General features: G+C 39.1%; 16 protein-coding genes and 1 riboswitch. Of the genes, 7 read left to right on the top strand and 9 right to left on the bottom strand.

The features are described from left to right. Positions 1-700: 700 nt before the first annotated feature. Positions 701-1,522, bottom strand: coding sequence for a DNA adenine methylase (locus ACNF42_RS01085; RefSeq protein WP_443337952.1), 822 nt, complete (start codon positions 1,520-1,522; stop codon positions 701-703). Positions 1,523-1,747: 225 nt separating this feature from the next. Here ACNF42_RS01085 and ACNF42_RS01090 point away from each other — a divergent pair, with 225 nt between their 5' ends. Together ACNF42_RS01090 and ACNF42_RS01095 are read left to right on the top strand one after the other, a co-directional pair. Next, positions 1,748-2,674: an alpha/beta hydrolase gene (locus tag ACNF42_RS01090; protein ID WP_443337955.1), complete on the top strand. Its 927-nt coding sequence runs from the start codon at positions 1,748-1,750 to the stop codon at positions 2,672-2,674. A 42-nt stretch (positions 2,675-2,716) separates the two neighbouring features. Continuing rightward, positions 2,717-4,057, top strand: a complete 1,341-nt coding sequence (locus ACNF42_RS01095; RefSeq protein WP_443337957.1) for an MFS transporter — start codon at positions 2,717-2,719, stop codon at positions 4,055-4,057. On the opposite strand, the gene ACNF42_RS01100 is transcribed toward ACNF42_RS01095, so the two are convergent. From ACNF42_RS01100 to ACNF42_RS01115, 4 genes are all read right to left on the bottom strand, one after another. Then, positions 4,044-6,395 carry a glycoside hydrolase family 15 protein gene (locus ACNF42_RS01100; protein ID WP_443337959.1) on the bottom strand — a complete coding sequence of 784 codons (2,352 nt, stop codon included), beginning with the start codon at positions 6,393-6,395 and terminating at the stop codon, positions 4,044-4,046. The two genes, ACNF42_RS01095 and ACNF42_RS01100, sit on opposite strands and share 14 nt — an antisense overlap. A 40-nt stretch (positions 6,396-6,435) precedes the next feature. After that, entirely contained in the window at positions 6,436-7,551 is a 1,116-nt protein-coding gene (locus tag ACNF42_RS01105) for an ATP-grasp domain-containing protein (RefSeq protein WP_443337961.1), read from the bottom strand. Beyond that, the gene (purE, locus tag ACNF42_RS01110; protein ID WP_443337964.1) at positions 7,523-7,999 is read right to left on the bottom strand and encodes a 5-(carboxyamino)imidazole ribonucleotide mutase; all 477 of its coding nucleotides are present in this window, start codon (positions 7,997-7,999) and stop codon (positions 7,523-7,525) included. Before purE ends, ACNF42_RS01105 begins: the two co-directional genes overlap by 29 nt. A 98-nt stretch (positions 8,000-8,097) precedes the next feature. Beyond that, positions 8,098-9,081 carry an L-threonylcarbamoyladenylate synthase gene (locus tag ACNF42_RS01115; RefSeq protein ID WP_443337966.1) on the bottom strand — a complete coding sequence of 328 codons (984 nt, stop codon included), beginning with the start codon at positions 9,079-9,081 and terminating at the stop codon, positions 8,098-8,100. 44 nt (positions 9,082-9,125) lie between these two features. On the opposite strand from ACNF42_RS01115, the gene ACNF42_RS01120 reads away from it, so the two are divergent. Beyond that, positions 9,126-11,501 carry a M1 family metallopeptidase gene (locus ACNF42_RS01120; protein WP_443337968.1) on the top strand — a complete coding sequence of 792 codons (2,376 nt, stop codon included), beginning with the start codon at positions 9,126-9,128 and terminating at the stop codon, positions 11,499-11,501. Between the two features lie 66 nt (positions 11,502-11,567). Next, a complete protein-coding gene (locus tag ACNF42_RS01125; protein ID WP_443337970.1) occupies positions 11,568-12,479 on the top strand; it encodes a DNA-methyltransferase in 912 nt (303 codons plus the stop codon). 24 nt (positions 12,480-12,503) lie between these two features. Here the strand turns inward: ACNF42_RS01125 and ACNF42_RS01130 are convergent, their stop codons facing one another. From ACNF42_RS01130 to ACNF42_RS01140, 3 genes are all read right to left on the bottom strand, one after another. Then, positions 12,504-13,598: a CBS domain-containing protein gene (locus ACNF42_RS01130; RefSeq protein ID WP_443337972.1), complete on the bottom strand. Its 1,095-nt coding sequence runs from the start codon at positions 13,596-13,598 to the stop codon at positions 12,504-12,506. A gap of 11 nt (positions 13,599-13,609) precedes the next feature. Further along, positions 13,610-14,779, bottom strand: coding sequence for a PLP-dependent aminotransferase family protein (locus ACNF42_RS01135; RefSeq protein ID WP_443337974.1), 1,170 nt, complete (start codon positions 14,777-14,779; stop codon positions 13,610-13,612). 847 nt (positions 14,780-15,626) lie between these two features. Next, positions 15,627-16,880, bottom strand: coding sequence for an MFS transporter (locus ACNF42_RS01140; protein WP_443337976.1), 1,254 nt, complete (start codon positions 16,878-16,880; stop codon positions 15,627-15,629). 61 nt (positions 16,881-16,941) lie between these two features. After that, a riboswitch (TPP riboswitch) is annotated at positions 16,942-17,042 on the bottom strand. Positions 17,043-17,138: 96 nt separating this feature from the next. Here ACNF42_RS01140 and ACNF42_RS01145 point away from each other — a divergent pair. Genes ACNF42_RS01145 through ACNF42_RS01155 form a run of 3 tightly spaced genes read left to right on the top strand, consistent with a single transcriptional unit; the run spans position 17,139 to position 21,540 of the window. Further along, positions 17,139-19,499: a DNA-directed DNA polymerase gene (locus ACNF42_RS01145; protein WP_443337978.1), complete on the top strand. Its 2,361-nt coding sequence runs from the start codon at positions 17,139-17,141 to the stop codon at positions 19,497-19,499. A gap of 9 nt (positions 19,500-19,508) precedes the next feature. Continuing rightward, positions 19,509-20,663, top strand: a complete 1,155-nt coding sequence (locus ACNF42_RS01150) for a geranylgeranyl reductase family protein (RefSeq protein ID WP_443337980.1) — start codon at positions 19,509-19,511, stop codon at positions 20,661-20,663. After that, positions 20,653-21,540 carry a DMT family transporter gene (locus ACNF42_RS01155; protein ID WP_443337982.1) on the top strand — a complete coding sequence of 296 codons (888 nt, stop codon included), beginning with the start codon at positions 20,653-20,655 and terminating at the stop codon, positions 21,538-21,540. The genes ACNF42_RS01150 and ACNF42_RS01155 overlap by 11 nt, the downstream gene beginning before the upstream one ends. Here the strand turns inward: ACNF42_RS01155 and tgtA are convergent. Further along, positions 21,512-23,389, bottom strand: a complete 1,878-nt coding sequence (tgtA, locus tag ACNF42_RS01160) for a tRNA guanosine(15) transglycosylase TgtA (RefSeq protein WP_443337984.1) — start codon at positions 23,387-23,389, stop codon at positions 21,512-21,514. The genes ACNF42_RS01155 and tgtA overlap by 29 nt on opposite strands. Positions 23,390-23,391 lie beyond the last annotated feature (2 nt).

Below are 23,391 nucleotides of genomic sequence, written 5' to 3' on the forward strand. Positions count from 1 at the left end.
ATTCTTTAGAGAGGATGCTCCTGGAACTTGAGAAACTGCATGTGATAGAAGATCAGAGCGGAAATCTTGTGGAACTTGAGAGGACAAGGAAGCAGAAGGATATCCTTGAGGCTCTTGATAAGATATCGTGGTGGTAAAACCTCGGGAGTTCAGGGTGTATTGTTGATAATAGAGGATAAGGAAATTTAATCTATTAACGCACATTTTTTTATAATCTCTTCTAAAAATGGATTTATTAACTGAAACTCAAAGACCGTAAGACATTGGGCAAATTAAGATAAGTTCATTTCGAGATAAAAACATGGAGAAGCAGTGAAAAAGGTCAGATTCCATTATTCAAAATGGTTAAAATATCTCAAAATTGCGAAACATTATAGTAGGATAAGCACGTAAATTTAAGAAATAGACATATAGAAAATCCTTCTTATCTTATAAGGAAACCTTTTTGGAATCTAATTTTTCAAAGACCTCGGAATATATCTAATTAAGCGATTAATACTAAAAATCAAGATGATGATGAATAATATGTGAAGAGTGTGCAATTATAAAATAAGATTCATCCTTCTACCTTTTATAAATTACATCCCATAATTATCTACTTTTCAACTTGAGTGTACCCTTAGTTATCCTTTTTTCTCAGTAAGATTATAATTTTAAGATTTTTCTAATTAAAACAATAAGAGAAAATTTATAATCAATTTCAAATCTTAATATAGAAAGCTCTCTTCCTAGGGGCATTCGTGAGACCATCAGGTGGACCATTTTCATTCTTGAATTCCTTTATATAACCTGGCATACCAAAAATTTCCAGTAAATTTGAAGAATCTGGGTCGATAGTCAGCAAATATCTCCCTTTCATATTGGATAGGATATTAGCTAGATCCTGGAAGTCGACCGAATCAAAGTTCATATCATACCAATCTGCACCTGGATATGGGGGATCAAAATAGAAAAAAGCGTTCGAATGATCATATTTTTCAACAACCTGCCGAAAATCGAGATTTTCAATCTTCCATTTTTTGACCTTAGATGTAATATCTTGCAACTGGTCCAGTGTTTTTGATATGTATGCCATGGAAGCTTTCTCTTTTCTTGTAGGATATGTATTACCCATTCCTCCAAAATAAAGATTCATTCTTATAAGGAATAGCACCGAATTCACATCCTTTTCAGGTATTCCATGCTCCTTTCCGATCCTTTTTACTTCAAAAACCATTTCTTTGTCTATCTGATTCTTGCTAAGATCGTGGTCGTCTAACAGTTTCCTCCTTGTTTTGACACCCTCCTTCAAAAGAAAATAAACGTTTTCAGGCCTCCTCTGTACACATATAAATAAATTATAAAGATCTTCATTTAAATCATTGTAAACAGTATATCTGCTCTGTATATTGAGCGATACTGAACCGGACCCACCAAAAACGTCAATAAAATTGCTTACCCTTGATTTTGAATAAATTTCACCTATTTCCCCGGTCATGACCTTCTTTGCGCCGGGATATTTCATGAGCCTTAGATATTCCATTTTTTTAGCATATGTGGACCAGGTTAATAAATAATTGATTCCTAGGTGCCTGCGTCCCTTGGGAAGGATTTGAAATGTGAAAATATAAGGCACCCTTGATATCATTGATGTAACTTAAAACCACTGTGATCATAAATACTGTGAAAACCCTAAACAGAAATACACTTATTTTTTATAATAGAATATTTAGTCAATCTTTAAGTAGAACTTTCATTTGCAGGCTGTATGGCCATAGATCCATCTCTACAAGGTGCCATTGAACTTTCCAAAATGATTGAGCCTTGGAAATTCAGTGAAAAAAAGGTACCTGAGCTAAGAAATATACTTGAGAATTCATACAGGGAAAATTCCAGGGAGGAAGTTAAGAAGGTCAGAGATCTTAAGATTTTATATACAGATGCAATTTTGGATGCAAGGCTTTACGAACCAGAAAATGCTGGTAAAGGCACTATAGTATACTTTCATGGAGGGGGATTTGTTTTCGATTCTATTCAGTCACACGATAATGTATGTAGAATAGTTGCAAACTCCTCCAAATCAAATGTTATATCCATTGCATATCGTCTTGCCCCAGAACATCGTTTTCCAAAAGCCGTTCATGATGCGGTTAATTCATTCCTGTGGATATATGAACACAGTGAAGAATTACACATAGACAAGAATAGAATTGCCCTGATGGGTGATAGTTCAGGAGGAAATCTGTGTGGAGCTGCCAGTTTGATGTTAAGGGATCAAGGCAAAGTGCTTCCAAAAATGCAGGTTCTGATATACCCCTTTGTAGGACTTGATCAATCATCCTTTTCTATGAGAGAATACACAAAAGGTTACAGACTAGATAGAGAAATGTTACTCTGGATTGCCAACATGTATCTAAATAGCAAGGAGGATTTTGTCTCCCCTTATTTTTCCATTTTTGCCGCAGACAATTTTAAGGGAATTGAAGAGACAATTATTGCAACAGGAGAGTATGATCCGCTCAGGGACATGGGTGAGAGCCTTGCAGACAGAATGATAAAGGAAGGGGTAAGTGTGACCTCCTTCAGGTGCTTAGGCATGATACACGGTTTCGTAAATTTCACAGGGACCTCTAAGACTGCAAAAAATTTTCTTGAAATGATAGGGTTTCTAACAGGAAAAAGATTGGAAGAGTAAAATATTTAATTACAATGGAGAAATGCGCAGGAAATGGTATAAATGGAATCAGATGCTTCGGTCCCTCTGAGTTACAGCAAGAGGTGGCGCCTGTGGTATTCTTCTTACATAACATCAAACCTTTCAGCAGGTCTCCTAAATCCAATGATACCTCTATTCATATCAATTTATTTTGGGCAGGGTGTCGTATTTGTTGGAATTGCCTCATCACTTTCTTCCCTGTCTTCAGTCCTAGCACTGATAATGTGGGGCAATATATCGGACAACGTAAAAAAGAGGAAGATTTTCGTTCTGATAGGTTTCATGGGCAGTTTCATTTCGCTCTTTTTAATTGCCTTTGTATCAACAATATATGAATATATGGGCGTCCTCATACTTTATCAATTTTTCGCAATGGCATCTGTACCGGTCTCAACGCTTCTTGTTATTGAAAATGAGCAGGAGAGTCAGTGGGCACGCGTTGTGGGAAGTTTTAATGCTATATCCACTATAGGTACGGTTGCTGGACTTTCGATTGGACTTTTGATTGTAATTGAAAACCCGAGTTCCGCCTCCATTCTCAAGGAAATATATGTTCTCTCCTCAATTTTCTATCTAGTCTCATTCATTCTGGCCATTTTCCTACTCAGAGAATCCAGTGTTAAGGTTAAAAGAAGCTCAATTCCCGATATATTTTCCACGAGGGTGTTCGAAAGAACAAGATACGCGCCAACCTATGTGATACATATAATAAAACTCTTCGGACGGAAAACCAGAGAGAAAATGTCACCAGATCTAAAGATGTATCTTTTTGTGTGCACCACCTTGATGATCGGCTTCCAGCTTTTTTTTACACCTTACCCGGTTCTTCTTATCGAAAAATTTGGGGCCAATGAACCAGAAGTCTACATAATGTATCTTCTTAACAGTTCATTTTCTGTGATTTCATTCAGGTTGTCATCCGCGTACATAAAGAAGAGGAGCCTGGAAAAGGCCATGTACTTACCTCTTTCTCTGAGGGTTTTACTCTTCTCCTCAATTGCAATAATACCCTATTTTGGATTTTTCTCTTTCCAGGTGATGATTCTGGTGATATTTCTCTATGGATTCATGGGTTTTTTGTGGAGTTTTATAAGTATTTCCCAAATAACAACAGTCACAAGAATGGCTAATTCAAAAATTAGGGGCAGAGCTATCGGTTTCTATAATTCTATTCTAGGTATGGGACAGATTATAGGGGCCTTGATCTCAGGATTTCTTGTCTCCTATGTAGGATTTGCAATGGACTTCTTGATTTCCGCGCTTATTGTTATGGTGGGCCTGATCCTGGTTATAAGGATGAGCATAAAGATCAAGTCTCTTGATGCCACCTCCATTGGAAGCGGAAAGGCTACTTCACAGTGATTGAAAAGTCTCTGCCCTCCCATTTATCCCATTCAGGCCAGTAAAATGTAAATGTTAAATCAACATTTTCTCTGTCCTCTGTTTCAATGTCGAGATAAAATATACCATGGTCTGCCATGGCAGAAGACCTATCTTTTACTGTGTGCCAATTATCCCATGAATAATGGAGGGAGAACTGTTGTCCGGAGATGAATCTTATAATTCTCCCACTTTCTATCCACCTGAATCTGTTTTTGAAACTCCACACGGAAATGTTATTTTTCTTTCCACCAACAGCATACCTCTCATAGACTGATTGTATCATATCAAATATCTTTCCATCTTCAATAGATCTGGCCAGCTTCAGATATTCCGCGTGAGCCCATACAAGAGGCATTGCAGATCCTGACGGTTTTCCGTTGTAAAGATTTTTTCCAGGTATATCATCCGAATCCCATATCTGTTCTGGTATCATGCCGTTCTTTCCAGTCTGTTTCTCCATGACTTTCAAAAGTTCTTCTGCCTTCTGAATATTACCAGAAGCCAATTCGTACATTCCCCTTTCTCCCACTAGCAGTGGCCATCCTCTGCCTCTACCTGTGCCATTGAATGGTGTTCCATCATCGTGTTCTCCGTAACCGTCATGATTGTATCTATGCCATACAGGTCCATTTTTGGTTTCCGTTTTAAGTACCATGTCAATTACTTTTACCGTGTTTAATATTTTTGGATCGTTCCATGCCCTAATTCCAAACCTGACCAGTGCAAGAGAACCGGTACTTATTATATCTGAGCTCGAAAATAGGTCCTCTCCGTCCCCTCGATTCTTTATGGGAATTATTCCTCTCTCACTATATTCCTGAACATCGGTCGGAGCAATTCTGATATAGTGCCCTTCAACTCCTGCCCTTTTTGCAAATTCTGTTCCACTGACATATGTCCATCTTTCGATATTCGAATTGTAAGAATCCGCAACATCAAGGTAGAATTTTGCTCTTCGTCCTCCCATTGACTCTTCCATTTCCGCTGCGCACACCAGTGCAGTTATTTCAACTCCTATTGTAAAGGGCGAATACCCACCATCCTCTTCCCATCTATCCTGATCAGTTGCTGGGCCTGAAAGGCATATGTAATTGGCTGCCTTGCGTATCATCGACATATAGTCACTCAAATTTATGAGATCACGCCTCCATAACATATATGCAAGAACTATGGGAAATGCGGTCTCATCCATCTGTATTCCATTCCAGTAAGGTTTACCGTCAAGCCACATATTCTGAGGCCAGTGCCCGTCAGGTTCCTGTGTTGATCTCAGATAAGAAAGGGCCTCCACGGAATCCTGAAAATCCCCCGCCGCGATTAAGGCTTCTGAGGCTTCCACCATATCCCTTGGCCAGATTAAATGGTAACCGCCTATGTCATTATCCCCCTTTGAAAATCCCCAAGGTATGGACAGACTTGCAATTATTCCACCTCTGAACTGAAAACCAGCTTGGTGGCTCTTTATTACACTCATGCTTCTCAGAGATAACTTATATTTTGATTTATCAGGAATCTCCTCCAGTTTGGAATAAAATTCTTTCCAGATATGAGTGAATTTATTCAATTTATTTTCCCAGCCCTCAGACCAGCTAAGTAATGTCTTCAGGGCTGCCTCCTCTGGTGTATCCCCAAATCCTATAAAATAGGTGAATTCAGAAGATTCGTTAATTTCCGATGTCATTGCTATGTTTCCATCATAAGCATGATCATATTCCTTTTCAATTCTGAATTCCCTGCTAAGGGTTTGCCATCCATCTGAAAAACCTGAATAACCGATACTCATTTCACTTTGGGCAGATGGACAAAAAAGGGCCATACATGTCCCTTCCCTTGAGGCAATCATGAATCTTCTTCCTTTGTAGTTCAAGATCCATCCGCTGTTTCCGTATCCAGAATTTTTAATGTGTGGTGCAGTAAGAGAATATATCCTGAGATTTTTTCCTGAGAGGTCATGAAATTTAACGTGTTCAATTATGACATCTCGTTCCGGATCTGAAAATACTGTCTTTCTTATTTCGTACTTTCCACCTTTGTGTTTGTTTATAATACTAAATGCAGGGATTCCATCTTCGATGCACTCTGTTTCAGATATTGTATCCCTCTTTTCCTCTGAAAAAAAATTATTTCCTACAATTAAATATTCATGATCTCTTGTGTTAGCTATGTCTATTCTAGGATAAAAAATTTCATTTATTATTCCGTGGGATACAGTATACCATACCCTGCTAGAAGCAGATATGGCACAGCCTACTCCGTCCTTTGCACTTGAGGTCCACCTGGGTGCAATACCTGGCTTACCTGGAGGTTCCATTGTCATAAATAGATATAGCAAGGTATGTTAATATTACTTCCTAATTTCAAAGATAATTTTCAAGTCCCTCTGGGTATAAAACAGATTCTATGACTCTTTCCTTTTTTAAGAGTTCTTCTTTATTACTCGCAGTCACACAAACGTGACCCATCTTTCTCTTTTTCCTGACCTCACCCTTCCTGTACATAAATATCCTTGTGCCTCCTATTTTTGCGATTTCAATTGTCTGTGCCTTAGAAAGTTCTGTTCCTATTATGTTTACTATCCCTGATGGCACGTAAGTTACAGGATCTTCCAGAGGTATCCCTGTCACCGCTCTTGTGTGATTCTCGAATTGAGAAATAGATGACCCCATCAAAGTATGATGACCCGTATTATGCACTCTTGGGGCATACTCGTTTATTAAGGGACCATCCTGAGTGAGGAAAAACTCAATACCCATTATTCCCACGTAATCCAGACTCTTCATCAGCCTTGAACCTATTTCCCTCATGGACGATATTATTTCTGTATCCTCAATACCAGTATTGTTTCTTATGAGTATTCCCTGAATATTTACATTATAGGAAGGCTCATAGAATATCTCCTTTCCCTGTGAATCTCTGCCGCAGATTATGGAGGCCTCAGAAATATAATCGACAAATTCTTCAACGACAAAAAACCCCTTCTCTCCCACTGGAAAATCTTCCATATGATTGTAATAGTACTGACCTTTTCCGTCATATCCGCCAGAGGATCGCTTTATGACATATCTGTCAAATCTGGACGCCTCTCGTAAGGCGTTTTCTGAGCTTGTGGCCACAGTGAATTTTCCAACTGGAAATGAGTTGTCTCTTAAAAACTCCTTCTCCTTGTGGCGCTGCATTTTGAGTTCTATAGATCTGACTCCAGGCCTCAGTTTCCCTTCCTTTGAGGCATAGGAGATCATGTCAGGATTAATATGCTCAAACTCAAAGGTTACAAAATCTGACTGATCCACAAACCTTTCATAATCCACTCCAATGAAACTCTCAGAGGCTATTTCAAGACCAGGTTCATTCGCCCCTTCTGAATAAACGTTAAAGTACAAAGGGAGTCCCCGACTCTCTAAAATCATCATTGTACCCAGCTGACCTGCACCACCTATCCCGATCTTACTGTGGAAGTTTTGTGTTTTCAACATTTTCCTTTTCCCTCTCCATGAAGTTCCTCATCTTAAAGGCAAGTTCAGGATATTTCAGTGATAGAATACGAATTGCAAGAAGTGCAGCATTCTTTGAATTATTGATAGCCACTGTGGCAACAGGTATTCCAGCAGGCATCTGCACTATGGATAGGAGAGAATCCATTCCCTTCAGTGATTTTGTTTCAACAGGAACTCCTATTACCGGCAGGGTTGTAATTGCTGCAACCATTCCTGGTAGATGGGCTGAACCACCTGCCCCTGCTATAATTACCTCAATGCCTCTTGCACTAGCCTTTTCAGCATAATCGAACATCATTCTTGGGGTCCTGTGGGCTGAGACAACTTTCTGTTCACAATCTACCTGAAAACTTCTAAGAGTCTCACAGGCTGCCTTCATCACTTCAAAATCAGATTGGCTACCCATGATAACAGCTACCTTTGGCATAGGTACATATGGACATATGTTTTATAAATAATACGAGACACTTTACATTGGGAAAAATATTATGAAAAAAGATGGAAACTTTTGAATTTTTACTTTAATCAAAGTTCCACTGATGCTTTTTTAATCCTATTCATTATTGAATTGAAAAAACCAGTTTCTGGAAGGCATTCTATTATTCCTCTGGAATATCCAGACCCATCAAGACGCCTGAAAAGATCATAAAGTGATGATGATATTTCATATGGATTTTTTATGCTGCCCAAAATCCATTTCTCTCCCTTAATGTTTTTTGCAGTCTCCTCTGTTACTATGGGAATCACGTCACTGTGTTTTTCAACGTAGTCCAAAAGGTCATCCCTCTTTGCTCTCAATAATATTTTTTCAGGTGAATAGTGCCTGTACTTCATGCCGGGAGATCTCACTGGGTCTTCCGGTTTCGCATAAACCACCTCATCGAATATATTTGAAAAATCATCCTCTGTATAGGCACCCGGTCTCAAAATGACGCATCTATTATCCTGGGGATAAATTACAGTTGATTCGATTCCTATTCTGCTTGGTTCAGCCCGGTAAATAAGATCTACCTCCTTGAGTTCATTAATTATGTGTTCTGCCCTTGTTGCACTTGGCCTTCCTGACATGTTGGCACTCGGAGCCGCAATCCCTCTTTCACTTAACTTTATGAACTCTCTTGTGAAAGCACAATCCGGTATTCTTATACCTACAGTATCAAGTCCTGCACTGGCTACATCACTGACCGTGGGCTTCTTCGGCATTACAATGGTCAGTGGACCAGGCCAAAATTTAGATAACTCATTAAATTTCTTTACTCTGAATAGGTAAGCATATTTTTCAGCCTGCTTCAAATCTGCCACGTGGACGATTAAAGGATTATCGGGTTGTCTTCCCTTAATTTTATATATTTTCTGACAGGATTGGTTATTTTCAGCATCGGCCCCAATACCATATACAGTTTCAGTTGGAAATATAACCACTCCACCTCCCTGTATGATGCGGGATCCGGCCATTGCCTTCTCACTGTCTTCCAAGTCGCAACTTACATCCAGTACTTTTGCTACCATATATTATCCCCTAATCTTTTATAATTAATCAAATTACAGTCTGTATGAAAGAGGTAGAAATATACCATATAAAGTACAAGATTGATATTGCTACTCTGACCTTTTCCGGTACAGAAATAATAAAAGGGAAGGCGGACGGAGGTATCTGGCTTAATTCAGTGGATATGGAGATTCCATGGATTAAGGTTAACGGTAAAGAGGTTTCCTTTAAAATAGAGAGGGAAAAGGAAATTGTAAATGTTGATGGAAAATATGAAGGAGACTTTGAATTAGAACTCGAATTTAAGGGGAAAATCTCCGATGGAATGAATGGAATTTACTATTCCAAGGAGGAGGGTTTCTACTTCGTTTCTACTCAATTTGAATCTACGGGTGCAAGATTTGCATTCCCATGTGTTGATCATCCCGCCTATAAGGCCATATTCGAACTTTCTCTTGATATACCTTCAGATTACGATGCAATTTCAAACATGCCAGCGGAATCGGTGGAGGATAAAAAGGAAAGAAAGATAATAAGGTTCATGCAAACCCCAAAAATGTCAACCTATCTCTTATATATAGGTGCCGCGAAGTATGACATGATCCATATGACCCACGACGGAAAGCCGGTTTACCTCGCTGGGGCGAAGGGAAAATTCAAGATGTCAGAGGTTCCAATTAAAATGGCCAATGAGACACTTGATTTTTATGAAGACTATTTCAACATAAAATATCAGCTGCCAAAATTGCATTTGATTGCAGTTCCCGAATTTGCCTTCGGCGCGATGGAAAACTGGGGAGCAATAACTTTCAGAGAGATTGAGTTAATGGTTGGTGAGAGCACAAGTTCAGCTATTCTGAAGAGAGTCGATGAGGTCATTTCCCACGAACTTGCCCACCAGTGGTTTGGAGATCTTGTTACAATGAAATGGTGGGATGACCTTTGGTTAAACGAAAGTTTTGCTACATTCATGAGCTATAAGGCGCTGGAACACAAGCATCCTGAGTGGGAAATATTCTCAGAATTTGTTACAGACGAAACAGAAAGGGGTATGACAGGGGATTCCCTGAGGAATACACATCCAATACATGTTGACGTGAAGAACCCTGATGAAATCTCACAGATTTTTGATGAAATATCCTATTCAAAGGGCGGAAGCATTCTGAGAATGATTGAGGCCTATGTTGGAAAGGAGCACTTCAGAAACGGTGTGAGAAACTACCTTAAGGAGAACAGTTTTTCAAATGCCATAGGAGAGAACCTCTGGAATTCAATCGAGAAAGTGTCTGGTATGCCTGTTTCAAAAATTATGAATGCCTGGATAACTATGCCGGGATATCCTGTTATAAATGTGACAAGCGGAAAGGATTCACTGCACCTAAAACAGGAGAGATTCTTTATGGATGGTAGTCCTGATCAGAGTATATGGCCCATACCTTTAACAATAGTTTATGAAGACAGGGTTGAACCCGTTTTAATGGACAGGAAAGAACTGGATATTAAAAAGGAAAAGTTCCTGTATATCAACCAGGAAAGAACAGGATTTTACAGGATTCATTATGACGATGAGATATTCCAGAGCATCAGGAAAAATTCATCTAGAATGGACAAGTTCGCTAAGCTTGGTCTTATTTCTGATTCCTATGCATACCTTATGTCAGGAAAAGGAAGTTTAAATGAACTCATAGATACAATGAAACTATTCATGGATGAAGACGACTATATTTTGAGAGATGAGATCGTTGGAATAATACTTCAGATGCACAACATTCTCTTAAAATCTGAGGAGGTTGACAAATTCGGCAGAGAATACATTAGGAAACATCTTCAGAAATTAGGGGATCAGAAACCTGGAGAGCCAATTAATGTATCCGTTATAAGGGGTAGAATGCAATCTGTTCTCACTCTCATAGACCCACTGTTCGCCAAGGAATTTGCACATAACTTCAAAAATCTCGAGAAGATAAGCCCAGATTCCAGGCAGGCAGCGGCCTACGCCTATGCAATATCAGAGAACGACCCTGAGGGCTTAATCTCCAAATTTAACTCACTGAAATCAGACGAAGACAAAGTAAAGATTATTTCAGCAACTGGGTATTTGAAGGGAAATGATAAACTTGAAAAAGTATGGGAGCTCATTGAGAGTGGAAAAATCAAGAAGCAGGATTCCTTCAGATTTATCAGCAGTGCTTCCCTAAATTTCAATAACAGACCCTATATTGCCGACAACATGGAGAGATTCATAAATGCCATAGACAGGTTCTTTGCAGGCACCGGATATACCTCAAGATTCCTCGAAACCATGATTCCCTATGTTGGCCTTTCTCAGGAGAAAAAAGTCGATGAGTTCGTGGGAAAGCACAAGAGAGATGACTGGGGTATGGGAATTAAGAAAGGTCTGGAATATTTGAACATCTACAAGAAATTAAATACCCATTAATTTTTTAATAAATTGAAGGCTATTTTTTGTTTAATTTTTTAAATTAAAACCACAGTAAGGAAGAATATGGAAGCGAAGAGGAAAAAATATATCAGCGGACTTGCTCAGCTCAACTTCATTGTTCCATACTCATACACGAAATCCCAGGCAGAAAGAATGTATGAGGAATCTAAGGGAGTTTTTCCCCTCATACTGGATAGAATCGATTACGAGGACTGTTTAACCGGTATGAAAAAGATGCCCGACAATTCAGTGGATCTGATCATAGCGGACCCTCCCTTTGGTATAGGATTTAACGGAAGACAGGGGAATTATAACAGAAATGAGAATCTGGTAAAGGAAGGATATGAAGAGATTCTGAATATGTCATATGATGAATTCAGCCGATCATGGATCACTTCACTTTACAGAATACTGAAGGACACAGGATCAGCTTATATAGTTTCTGGATGGAATAATCTGGACAAAATTCTGAACTCAATTTCCTCATCCGGATTAAAGACCATAAATCATATAATATGGAAGTACCAGTTTGGTGTCTATACTAGGAGAAAATTCGTTACATCCCACTACCATATCCTCTACGTGGTTAAGAATGAAAAAAAATACTTCTTTAATAAATTCGAATTTTACCCTGAAGATGTCTGGGAAATCAGGAGAGATTACGCAAGAGGAAAGGAAAAGAACGGTACAAAATTACCCATAGAGCTTGTTGAAAGGATGATTAATTTTTCATCAAAACCAGGCGATATAGTGTTCGACCCATTTATGGGAAATGGAACAACCGCAATAAGCGCAAAGAAACTCTTCAGACGATTTTATGGTTTTGAGAAAAACAGGGAAATGAAAGACCTGCACGACAAAAGCCTCTCTGAAATTGTTCCAGGGGAGGATTATGTAAATCTGAACGATTTGAAACCTATGGCGGAAGAAATAAAAAGAAAATATCCACATCTAAAAAAAATAGGGAAAAATTAGAAATAATAATAAATTTCTTAGGGATTACTCCTTTCCTGTCTCCTTCTTTGCCCTTTTTTCGTATGTCTCAAATATATCTGACATAACTTTACCGGCATTCCAGCCAGAACTGCTAACCGAGAGGTTTATCTTTCTGGCAAGAAGTCTCGATCTAATGGAGTATTTGACTCTTCCAGATTCCTCACCGTGATATTTTATCACATGAATATTAAGGGTTGCACCCTTGAGGTTTAGAATTCTTGAAAAACGAGGTACAAACTTTTCAGCCATTGAATAAATGGTCTCATAGAGATCAGTGTCGCCTGATGATAGACCGGATATGTTTATTAGTAGACCCTCTGTTTCCTCATTCCCGGAAATGACCCCGATGACATCATCGATGGTTATTATGCCTGTAACCTTCATACCTTTATTGCACACAGGTATGGAATGAAGATGATTTTTAACCATAGTATCGCATGATGTTGTCAGTTTATCGTCTTCATAGGAAAAGAGGGGATTATCCATAATTGATTTTGCCTGGACATCCATTCTTTCTTTCTGGCTGAAGTCTCCTCCTCCCATGGTTTCTTTGCTTATGATATCATAATTTGCCACATCTTCCAATCTGACCAAACCCTGAATCTTATCTTCATCATCAACCACAGGAACCATATCAGTGTCGTGTTCTCTGATCTTTTCAAGTGCCTCTTCCACATCACTTTCCAGATTTACACTGAAAGGTTCGTTCATTACATCCTGTGCCTGAAACTGGTTAACCTCCTCGAATGAAGATATATTTTTTATTATATCCGTTCTGGAAACAAGACCCACCAGTTTATCCTTTTCTAATACGGGAATAGCTCCCAGTGATGTGTCTTTGAGAAGTTCTATTGCATCCTTTATCGTATTATTTTTATTCAATACAGGGGGATTCATGGCAAAATTCCTAACCTTAGAATTGAGATGAAGGCTCTTTCTCCTTAAAAGTTCTCTGTAACTTATCATTCCAACATATTTTCCCCTTGAAATTATGGGTAGCTGTGCTATTGATTTCTCCCTCATCTTATTCATTGCGTATGAAACCGTTTCTTCCTCTTCTATTGCCAGCGGGTTTGAAGTCATAATTTCGTCAACCATTTTCATATTTCTCACCTACAGTATTTTACGCCTGTATTTCTCAGTATCTCAGTCACATCCTTTCTTACGTCCTTTCCCTTGATTGCATCTGAAATTACCTGGCCCAGTTTCATCATATCCGTTAAGCCGAGTCTTGTAATCTCGGATGTACCGACTCTGCCTTCAGTGTCAACAATAATGTTGTTGTTTCCCAATTTTCTGCTAATTTCCCTGAAGTCGCCGTACTTTTGCGTATTTTCTTTTGAAAGTATGACCTGATGAGACTCCGTATACCAAGGAGAATATTTTACACTTATGCCTGAATCCTGAAGGGATCTTGCAAGATTGACAGAGTTGGAGACAACCCATGAGGCGTATGATTCACCAAATTGTAGAAGATCCTGAGCAGCTATACCGAGAGCAGCCACGTGATTTGGATGATAGTTATCAAATGTTTTCCACACAGTATTTTCTTCTATCTTGGAATATAGTTCCTCATCGTTTGTCAATATAATTCCACCCTGTGGACCAAAAAATGTTTTATGAGTTGAACCGTAAAGTATATGGGAATATTGAAGGGCATCTGCCTGAAATTTTTTTCCGGCAATCAGACCCATTGGATGGGAACCGTCATACAGAACCTTTGCATCTATGGAATCAGCAATTTCTCTTATTCTTTTCAGATCGTAGTGACGAACACAAAATGACTGTCCAAGTATGATAGCCTGAGGTTTGAGTTCCTTAGTTTTTTTCTCGAAATCGTCGTACAAAATCTCCTGAGTTTCCTCATTGTATGGAATTGGCTCATATTTTATTGAAAACATGTCTGGAATATAAGCCTGCATATATCCCGTATAACCCCCAAATTCCTCTGGTATTGCCATTATAATTCCCCCTTTCTTAACTACAGAAAGAATTGATATTTCAGCTGCGATATGGCCACCGGTAGGTCTGATTTCAGCAAATTTTGAATGAAAAAGATTCTTAACAGATGTTTCAGCCTCACTGTATATTTCCTCGATCTTCTCTGTTCCGCCATAAGCGTTGTGACCATCTGGCATTATGTGAGAATAACGAGCTGCAAGATCTGATCCCAATGCCATTCTTACATGGGAGCAGATAAAGTTTTCTGATGCCTGCAAATTCAAAACATTTCTCCTAAATCTCTCGTATCTGTCCACAATATCAACCATAGGTGCCATTTTTTCTCATCAGCCTTATCACATTATTCGTATTATAATAATTCCATCGATTCCATAGATATATATTTGACTGAATTCGAATAAACCTGAAACAGTGTTTAATATTTATTTAGATTCTTTGAGGAAACATAGGTTCTTCTGAGCGTTTATTTCTTAATTTCAACCTATTTTAATATGTGATATTCATTAATGACATATTTACAGAGATATCCCCTTGTTCAACTGCCATATAACCAATAGCGATAACATAAAAAAAGTTATTTTCAAACATTTACAAAAATAGTGAAGCGTATTGATTTAAAGATAAAATTGATTTGTATCAAATAATAATTAATAAAAATTATATTAAACAAATTAGCAGAATTAAACGGGGACTCAGAATATAAGTAATTCAGTAAATAGCTATGGGATAGCAAGGCATAATCTAACAAATATAATACAAACATAATTTATTTAAACTGGTAGGATAATCATTTTTCCTTTTTTGAAATAAAATTGTATTTCTCCATTCCATTTCGATTCATATTTTTGCATATATTCAAAAGCGGAAATATTTAATTTTTCTCTTTTATGCCTAACACAGAGTATTTAGAGTTTAGAAGATCTTTTGGATATGAAGAGTTACATGTAACTTCATAAATATCCCTTCAACGGAATAAGGATAGATAAAAAATAGATGCAGTATTTGGTTATCTCTCCAGCAGAATGCATAAATAATCATAGAAATAGAGAGCGGGTTGAAATCAGTCTTTAAGGATCTTAGATCAAATTATAAACTTCTCAATGAAGCAAATTTGTGAGACCATTTTAATAAATTTCACGAATTTCTATGAAAAATTTGAATGAATTAATAGTCTATTGAAGCATTGTAAGTTTCAACCCCGTAAATGTACCAAATTACTGAAAAGAATAGACCGGCCCCCCAGAGACCCAAATTGACCACTAGGAAGTTCAATAGATTCATTGATGAAGTAAGATAGGTAAATATAGGGTAGGCAACCATGGGCCATAATCGTACAAGACCAATTGAACTTGATCTGTAACTTGTCTTGAAAAGCTCAGGTTCCAAGACTGACCTGGAAGCCCATGCAAATTCACTCATGAACATGTTCGCGAAAAGCAATGGAAGAAATACTAGCATATTTTCTAAATATGGTAAAAGTGCTATAATGACTACCATTGTAAGGGTACCTAAAGTAAATGAGTATAAAGTATAGTCCTTTCTTCTCCCGGATACGAGTGGTGCAGCAAAAAAGCCTGCAACTGATGCACCTATCAAAGCTACAAGTATTATGAGATCATCTTCGGAAGTACTGGGGAATTCTACTGGAGCAATCACGTATGCCATGAGTCCAAAGGTTAGATACTGGGAAATTCCTATTACACCTAAGAATATGTAAGAAAAAAGGAAGTTAGGTTTAATCCTGTTTCCTTCGGCGTATTCTATCTGATCCTTTTCTATGTTCATATCGCTTTCAGTGGAGAAATCGTACGTTGATGCGGGAACTTCTCCTTCTACAGTCCTTCCTTCCCTTTTGCTCCATATTGGAGATTCCTGTATTCTCCCCCTTACTATCAGAATAGAGAAAATAACCACAAGAGATGATGCCAGGAGAATTATCCTGTCCTCAATATTGTTGTTTACAATGAAAAATAATCCTGCTGTCAGGGCACTTCCTATATTGTTGAAGTTGGTTATGATGGTGAGCCATATGGGCCTCCTTTTTGTACTTGTCTCCTCGGATATGAGGGAAAGTGAAGATGGTTCCTCTCCTCCTACCCCAAATTCCGCAAGTATCAACCCAATTGTCAGGAAAATTACATTGTAGCTTATACTTATAATTATAATCCCTATGGTATAGAGAAACATTGTAAATGTGAATATTTTTTTTCGGCCAAATAAATCTGCCAGAATCCCCATAATGACATTTCCGGCAGGAACTGTTATAGGGCCTAAGAGGAGGAAAAATACCTTATACTGATGATTTAGCCCACCAATTATGGACCCCGATGCTGCCAGTGGCCCCAATGTGGCAATGACACCCCAAAAAGCAAAAGAAAGGGACGTTGAAATAAAGAGGCTACCTTTGTTTATAGCCATGTTGAAACCTCCTTAGAAAATATTACACATTTAGCAGGCCTTTCTGTAATCCAAAATAACGAGTATTCTACCATCTTATCCCTCCGCCGGCATTACCCGGATCAGGTTCAAAGGGTCGATCCAACGGATCCTCTCAGCCTTTCAGCTCCCCTGAACTGACTGGATATTACAAATATAGAAATAAAAGTTCTGTTACTAAGAAAGATAATAACCCTAAGAAATGGAATAGATTTAAATCCTGAATAACATGTAAAGGCAATGCGAATAAAGATGAGGATTATTGCTGCCTCATACCGTCTGGACGATATAAGAGTGGAGTTATTTGGACGAATGGAAGATGGAAGGTCTGTGACGGTTTTATGTGGAGGTTTTGATCCATACTTTGATGTGATTGAACCCACCGATGCCGAGATTAGAGGAATAAAAAATAATCCTGAATTCAAAAGAATGGAGAGCAAGAAACTCTGGTATGATGGACAGGATCGTAATATTGAAAGAATTTATATTACTCACCCATACAAGGTTCCTGAGATAAGAAAACTCTTTGTTTCAAGAATTGCAGCTGCTGACATACCATTCCATCACAGATTCATATACGACCACGATCTTGGCTCCTGCATAGAGGTGGAAGGAACACCTGTTGAAAAGCCAAAATATTCAACGGATATAACCATTGAAACCTCCTGGGATGGAATAAAAAATGTTGAAGATTTCAATCCTCCTGTAAGGATTTTAAGTTTTGATATTGAAAATGCATTTCCACCTCAAAATAACGAGGAATATGGAAGAATACTTATCATAGGCTATTCCATTTCAAATGGAAAGAACGGGGAGCTGGAAAAGGGATGTCTTACAGGCTCGGAGGAAGAGGTACTCAGGAATTTTAATCAACTGATATACACTGTTGATCCCGACATATTGATAGGTTACAACATAGACGGATATGATCTGCCAGTAATAGAATACAGAATGTCAAGGTATAACCTTACTCTGGACATTGGCAGGGATAGAAGCAAGGCAAGAAGGGTGAATGGACAGTTCTGGAGGACAAAAGGCAGGATCATAAGCGATGTATGGTGGAATGTTAAGAAATATCTTCATCCAAAACATGAAACACTTAATTTTGTAGCACAGGAATTGCTGGGAGAAGGCAAGGACGATGTGGACAGACTGAGGATCGTGGAGGAATACGAAAATAGGCCGCAAGAGGTTATTGATTACTGTATCAAGGATGCAGATCTAACAAGGCAGATAATGGAAAAGATGCGAGTGGTCGAGAGAAATATGTTCATGTCCACTGTGACAAAGCTACCTCTTGAAGATACAACAAATGGAGGAACAAGCAATTACGTTGACTCCTTACTTATACGACTTGCAGACAGGAGAGGAATAGCAGTTCCAATGACATCCTCATCCAATTTGAAGGATAAGGCCATCGAAGGTGGACATGTGGAATCCATTGGAGCCGGGCTTTACGATATGGTTATAGTCCTTGACTTTAAAAGCATGTATCCCTCAATGATTATGAAATACAATATATGCTTCTCTACACTAAGTCTGCAGGGGAGTATTGTTTCACCAACTGGAGCAAGATTTCTTGACCCATCTGTAAAGAGAGGTATTGTCCCTGAATTGTTAAAAAGCCTTATGGACAGAAGGGATGAAGTAAAGAGAGCAATGAAAAGTTCCTCAGGGGAACAAAAGGCCTATCTGGACGGAGTTCAGAATGCCCTGAAAATTCTGATGAACACCTTTTATGGAGTCCTGGCATCAGCATTTTACAGGTTCACAAACCCTGAACTTGGAGCTTCAGTTACTGCTTTTGCAAGGGAGACGATAATGAAACTTATAGAAGACCTAAAAAAGAATGGTTATCGTGTCATATATGGTGATACCGATAGTGTTTTTATTGAATCTAAAAAGAAAAGTGTGAATGAAGCAATAGATTTAGGAAAAAAACTTTCGGAACAGATTTCAAAGGAACTTCAGGTCACAATAGAATTTGAAAAAATAATGGACCCTTTTTTTTCCCATGGTGCCAAGAAGAGATATGTTGGAACAATAGTGTATCCTGAACAGGACAAAGGACAGATGCTGGTGCGTGGATATGAGGTAAGACGAACAGATTCCTTCGATCTTCAAAGTGAGGCACTTCAAACAGTATTTGATTTCTTAATGAAAAGAAATATAGAGGGGGCAAGAGAATACTCGGAAGATATTGTGAAGAGACTCCTGAGGGGTGACAGGACACTAGGTGTTGAAAAACTGGTAATATCAAGATCAGTAAAGGATGAAGATTCCTATGCAAATGCCGATTCTCTTGCAAATGTAAGGGCTGCAAGGAAACTACAGGAGCGTGGCGAAAGATTCATCCCTGGAATGAAGGTCTCTTGGATAGTAACAGACAGCTCCAGAACACCGCAGGAGGTCGAACCATATATTGACGGAGAAGAGTTTAAGTATGAACCTGATTGGAACTATTATGCCCGCAGGGTTGAGGAAACGGTAAACAGAGTACTGGAAAGCCTCGGTACACCCTTAAATCTTGCATCAGTGAAAAAGACACAGAAAAAAACAGGAGACAATAGGGAAACAAGTACTCTGGACAGCTTCTTCTGAGGTGACTCTGTGTATGATTTTATAATTAATGGAGCCGGGCCTGCAGGTTCATTTGCGGCATATAATCTGAGCCTCAAGGGATTCAAGGTTATGCAGCTGGAGGAACATGAAGCTGTTGGCAAACCCGTGGAATGCACTGGCCTCGTATCTAGAAGGGTCATAGAAATGAGCCGTACCAAATCGGTTATTAACAGGGTGCACGGTGCCCACATCGTTTTCCCTGACGATAACAGCATACACATAAGAAAGGATGAGGAAAGTTACGTTCTCGAGAGAGATAGATTTGATCAGGATTTGTCCGGACTCGCCACTGGCGCTGGAACTGAACTTAAATTGAAGAGCAGGATGATTGATGTAAATGTAAATAATGATAAAGTCAGGATAAAATTCAGAGAAGGTGGTAATCTTAGGGAGGAAGATGCCATGGCAATTATTGGAGCAGATGGAGCAAATAGTATAACCAGAAAAATACTGTTCCCAGGAATGAGAATTGAAAGAATGATCTCTGCATATCAGATCGATGGTGCCAAAATGATGGATGATCAGGATTCCGTAAATGTCTATCTTGGTTCATCCTTTTCCAGAGGATTTTTTGGATGGGCAACACCTGCGGGAGATCTGGCAAGAATAGGAACTGCTGGATTTGGACTTTCGAGGGAGAAATTTATAAATATTAATTCCAGGATGGGCAACCCTTCAAAGATCACCATAACAGGTGGCCCTATACCCATAAGCACACTCAAAAAAACATACGGAAATCGAGTGCTTCTTGTAGGGGATGCAGGAGGTATAGTGAAACCACTCAGTGGTGGTGGTATCTATACAGGAATGATCTCCGGCCAAAAGGCAGCAGAAGCACTAACAGGTGCATACGATCATAGTGATTTTTCGCAGTCTTTTCTCAAAGTGTATGAGGTAATGTGGAAAAGGGAGATTGGAAAGGAATTGAAAAGGGACTTGAGGATACAGAAAATGTTCGCAAAAATAAGCGATAGATCCTTTGTAGAGCTTGGAAGAAGACTGGGAAATCCTAAAATTACAGAAATAATAAACAATCTTGGTGATATAGACTACCCTTCAAGGGTGGTCCTTAATGTTCTGATGAGAAGTCCAGGTATCCTGAGGCACGTTCTCATCCCCATGAGGGATAAAGTTGGAGAATGACATAAAATATTCATTTTTGATCATTATATCTACCCTTTCCTGGGGCGTTACTTTCCCACTCATTAAAGTGTCTCTTGAATATATGTCGCCCGTAATATTTCTATCCGTGAGGTTTGGAATTTCGGCCCTGATCATGATTCCATTCATCCCCAGACCATACAATTTCTCTGGCTTTCGTGAAGGGATAACTGCGGGATTTTTCCTCTTTATGGGATATTATTTTCAGACCGTGGGCCTTTATTATACAACTCCTGCAATTTCTGGTCTTATAACAGGCCTCTATGTTGTTCTTGTCCCGATTATTTCATTCCTATTTCTTCGAATGAAGGTTGCCAAAGCAGACTGGTTTGCAGTAATAATAGCAGTTGCGGGTCTTGTTATAATTACCGGAGGGCAGCTGAATAATGCCGCTGTTCAATTTGGAGATATTCTGACATTGATCTGCGCAGTTGGATACGCACTTCAGATGATATATGTGGCCAAACACAACAACATAGAAATGGTGAAATTTACATTCTATCAGATGCTTGCCGTATTCCTTTTCTCATCCCTTATGATACCTTCCTTTCCGGTCTACGCAAATTTACAGGTACCCATGGTTATTTTTAGCGTTCTTTTCACCGCAATTTTTGCGGGAGTAATAGCCTATTTTCTCGTCAACAAGGCACTGGTGTATGTAAAGCCGGAAAAAGCTGGGATAATAATGGTATCTGAGCCTGTGTTTGCAGCAATATTTTCAGTAATTATAACTGGAATCCCCCTCAGTTATTATACAATAGCCGGGGGAGCCTTAATGGTTACCGCAATGTTCTGGACAGTGTATGACCAGTATTTGCAGAGGAGAAAGTCTAGGAAGTATCCTTCCTATGGTGATTGATCGTAACAGCTATCCCCTTTTTATATTGTCCCATTTCCTTTCCTGATGCAAGAGCTCGACCCACAGCCACAAGATGATCCTCCGGATCGACAACAAGGACATCATTATAAGGCACAATTTCTTCATCACATTCTAAAATAAACTGATAAAAAACGGATTTTCCCACGGAGTTAAATTTTGCACTCTCTTCCGTTACCCTGACTCTGTTCTTAATTCCACGGTGAAATTGCCTGATAACCTCTCCACCATCCATTGTAAGGGCAAGATATCCATCGTGGGCCCTCATGGTTGCAATTATTTTCTCACCCCGTCTTATTGTCCTTATCCTTCCGGTTTTCTTCGAAATATCTATCTTAATATCATCAACAAATAGGGCCTTTCCTGAACCTGTTCCGAATTGCAGATCCGCCAGGAACCTGATCTTTTCCAGGGGGAAGTATCTCTTCTGTTTTACATCATCCTGGATTTCTATTTTCGTGCCCCGGTAAGACTCAGGTAATCTGTTGATAATTATGGACTGCTGGATAGGATATGATTCCTCCATCTCTGCCGGTACCATTAAATCTCCAAATGGAAATGAAAAATTGTCTGTGGATTTTTCATAAATATCCCTTATGAAACTCTGATCCAGACCTGCGGGAAGACAGTATTTTTTGGGAATTTCAACGCAATTATCTCGCGACTTACTCATGTTACGGATCCTGTAGCCGTATGGAGTTCTGGCGGAAAGATCATCAAAATAGAAAAAAGGGGATTTTCTATATAATTCCGTATAGGGATTCATCATTTCCGAATAATCTAAAATTCTTCTAAATGCCTGCATAAGGGCTGGATGGCTTCTGGCCTTACCCTCCACATACTGCCACAGAGTTTGCTCCCTTATTCTTTCCCTTATTTCTCCCAGTTCCATGTAAATTGTAAATAAATTATGCTCTGCCAGCACCCTCTTCCTCTCTTCATCATCAAGCGACTTCAGTTCCGAAGCATTATACCTACTGTAAAGTGGAGACCATATTGGAATCTCCATTAATTCCTTCAGATCTCTTGTCCCTTCAGGAAAAAGCATTCTGTCATCCCGTGCATATTTAACGTATGAGGCTGAATCAAACATATCTACACCAAGGAGGACTGCCATTCCCATGAACATTGGATGCCCTCCCCCAAAGAGGTGTACTGGCTTTGAGAAAGTGGAGTTAAGCTTGGACGTGATTATTATGTCCACAAGGTCACTGTATCTGTACTGCTCAAGCAGTGGAACTACCCCCCCAATTGGAAGATAGGATGCAGAAGTTTGAGACATCATTCTTGCGCTTTTTGCCCTGAGATCAGGATATACAGAACCCTGTATTGGCCCTGCAACATTATATTCATAACTGAATGCCTCAACCTCTTCCATTCTTCTTTTTGTTTCCTCCACGGCATATGACGCCTCTTCCAAGGTATTATCTGGTGTCGAGAAAATATCAAGAATTGTTGAAATATCGCTCCCAATATCAATTTGGAATTTCACTGTGTCAGCATTTTGAAATTCCACATCTCCGTATACATAACTCTGAAAAGTTCCTGAGTCGGTCATTATAGGGCCGTCAAATCCAACCAGGGAGTGAAGTCCGTCTTTTAATGCCCTTTCCCTTAATTCAGCATTTCTTCGTATTATGTAGCTATTCGTAATGATACACTGCATACCCATTCTTTTCATGGTCTCTATGGGCAGTGTGCGGATATTTGGGTTTATCACCGGCATTATGTTTGGTGTATCCACGTATCCATGAGGAGTTTTAAAACGGCCTATTCTTGCCAGTCCTTCCCTGTGAAGCAGTTCCATTGTAATTTTTTCTTCTGTCAGCAAAT

This window comes from Cuniculiplasma thermophilum, assembly GCF_052315355.1.
In the GTDB taxonomy this organism is placed as follows: Archaea; Thermoplasmatota; Thermoplasmata; order Thermoplasmatales; family Thermoplasmataceae; genus Cuniculiplasma.

Bases quoted from the DNA above. Each gene is read 5' to 3' on its own strand.
- ACNF42_RS01085 (WP_443337952.1), bottom strand. From the start codon at position 1,522: ATGGAATATCTAAGGCTCATGAAATATCCCGGCGCAAAGAAGGTCATG.
- ACNF42_RS01090 (WP_443337955.1), top strand. From the start codon at position 1,748: ATGGCCATAGATCCATCTCTACAAGGTGCCATTGAACTTTCCAAAATG.
- ACNF42_RS01095 (WP_443337957.1), top strand. From the start codon at position 2,717: ATGGAATCAGATGCTTCGGTCCCTCTGAGTTACAGCAAGAGGTGGCGC.
- ACNF42_RS01100 (WP_443337959.1), bottom strand. From the start codon at position 6,395: ATGACAATGGAACCTCCAGGTAAGCCAGGTATTGCACCCAGGTGGACC.
- ACNF42_RS01105 (WP_443337961.1), bottom strand. From the start codon at position 7,551: ATGTTGAAAACACAAAACTTCCACAGTAAGATCGGGATAGGTGGTGCA.
- purE (WP_443337964.1), bottom strand. From the start codon at position 7,999: ATGCCAAAGGTAGCTGTTATCATGGGTAGCCAATCTGATTTTGAAGTG.
- ACNF42_RS01115 (WP_443337966.1), bottom strand. From the start codon at position 9,081: ATGGTAGCAAAAGTACTGGATGTAAGTTGCGACTTGGAAGACAGTGAG.
- ACNF42_RS01120 (WP_443337968.1), top strand. From the start codon at position 9,126: ATGAAAGAGGTAGAAATATACCATATAAAGTACAAGATTGATATTGCT.
- ACNF42_RS01125 (WP_443337970.1), top strand. From the start codon at position 11,568: ATGGAAGCGAAGAGGAAAAAATATATCAGCGGACTTGCTCAGCTCAAC.
- ACNF42_RS01130 (WP_443337972.1), bottom strand. From the start codon at position 13,598: ATGGTTGACGAAATTATGACTTCAAACCCGCTGGCAATAGAAGAGGAA.
- ACNF42_RS01135 (WP_443337974.1), bottom strand. From the start codon at position 14,779: ATGGCACCTATGGTTGATATTGTGGACAGATACGAGAGATTTAGGAGA.
- ACNF42_RS01140 (WP_443337976.1), bottom strand. From the start codon at position 16,880: ATGGCTATAAACAAAGGTAGCCTCTTTATTTCAACGTCCCTTTCTTTT.
- ACNF42_RS01145 (WP_443337978.1), top strand. From the start codon at position 17,139: ATGCGAATAAAGATGAGGATTATTGCTGCCTCATACCGTCTGGACGAT.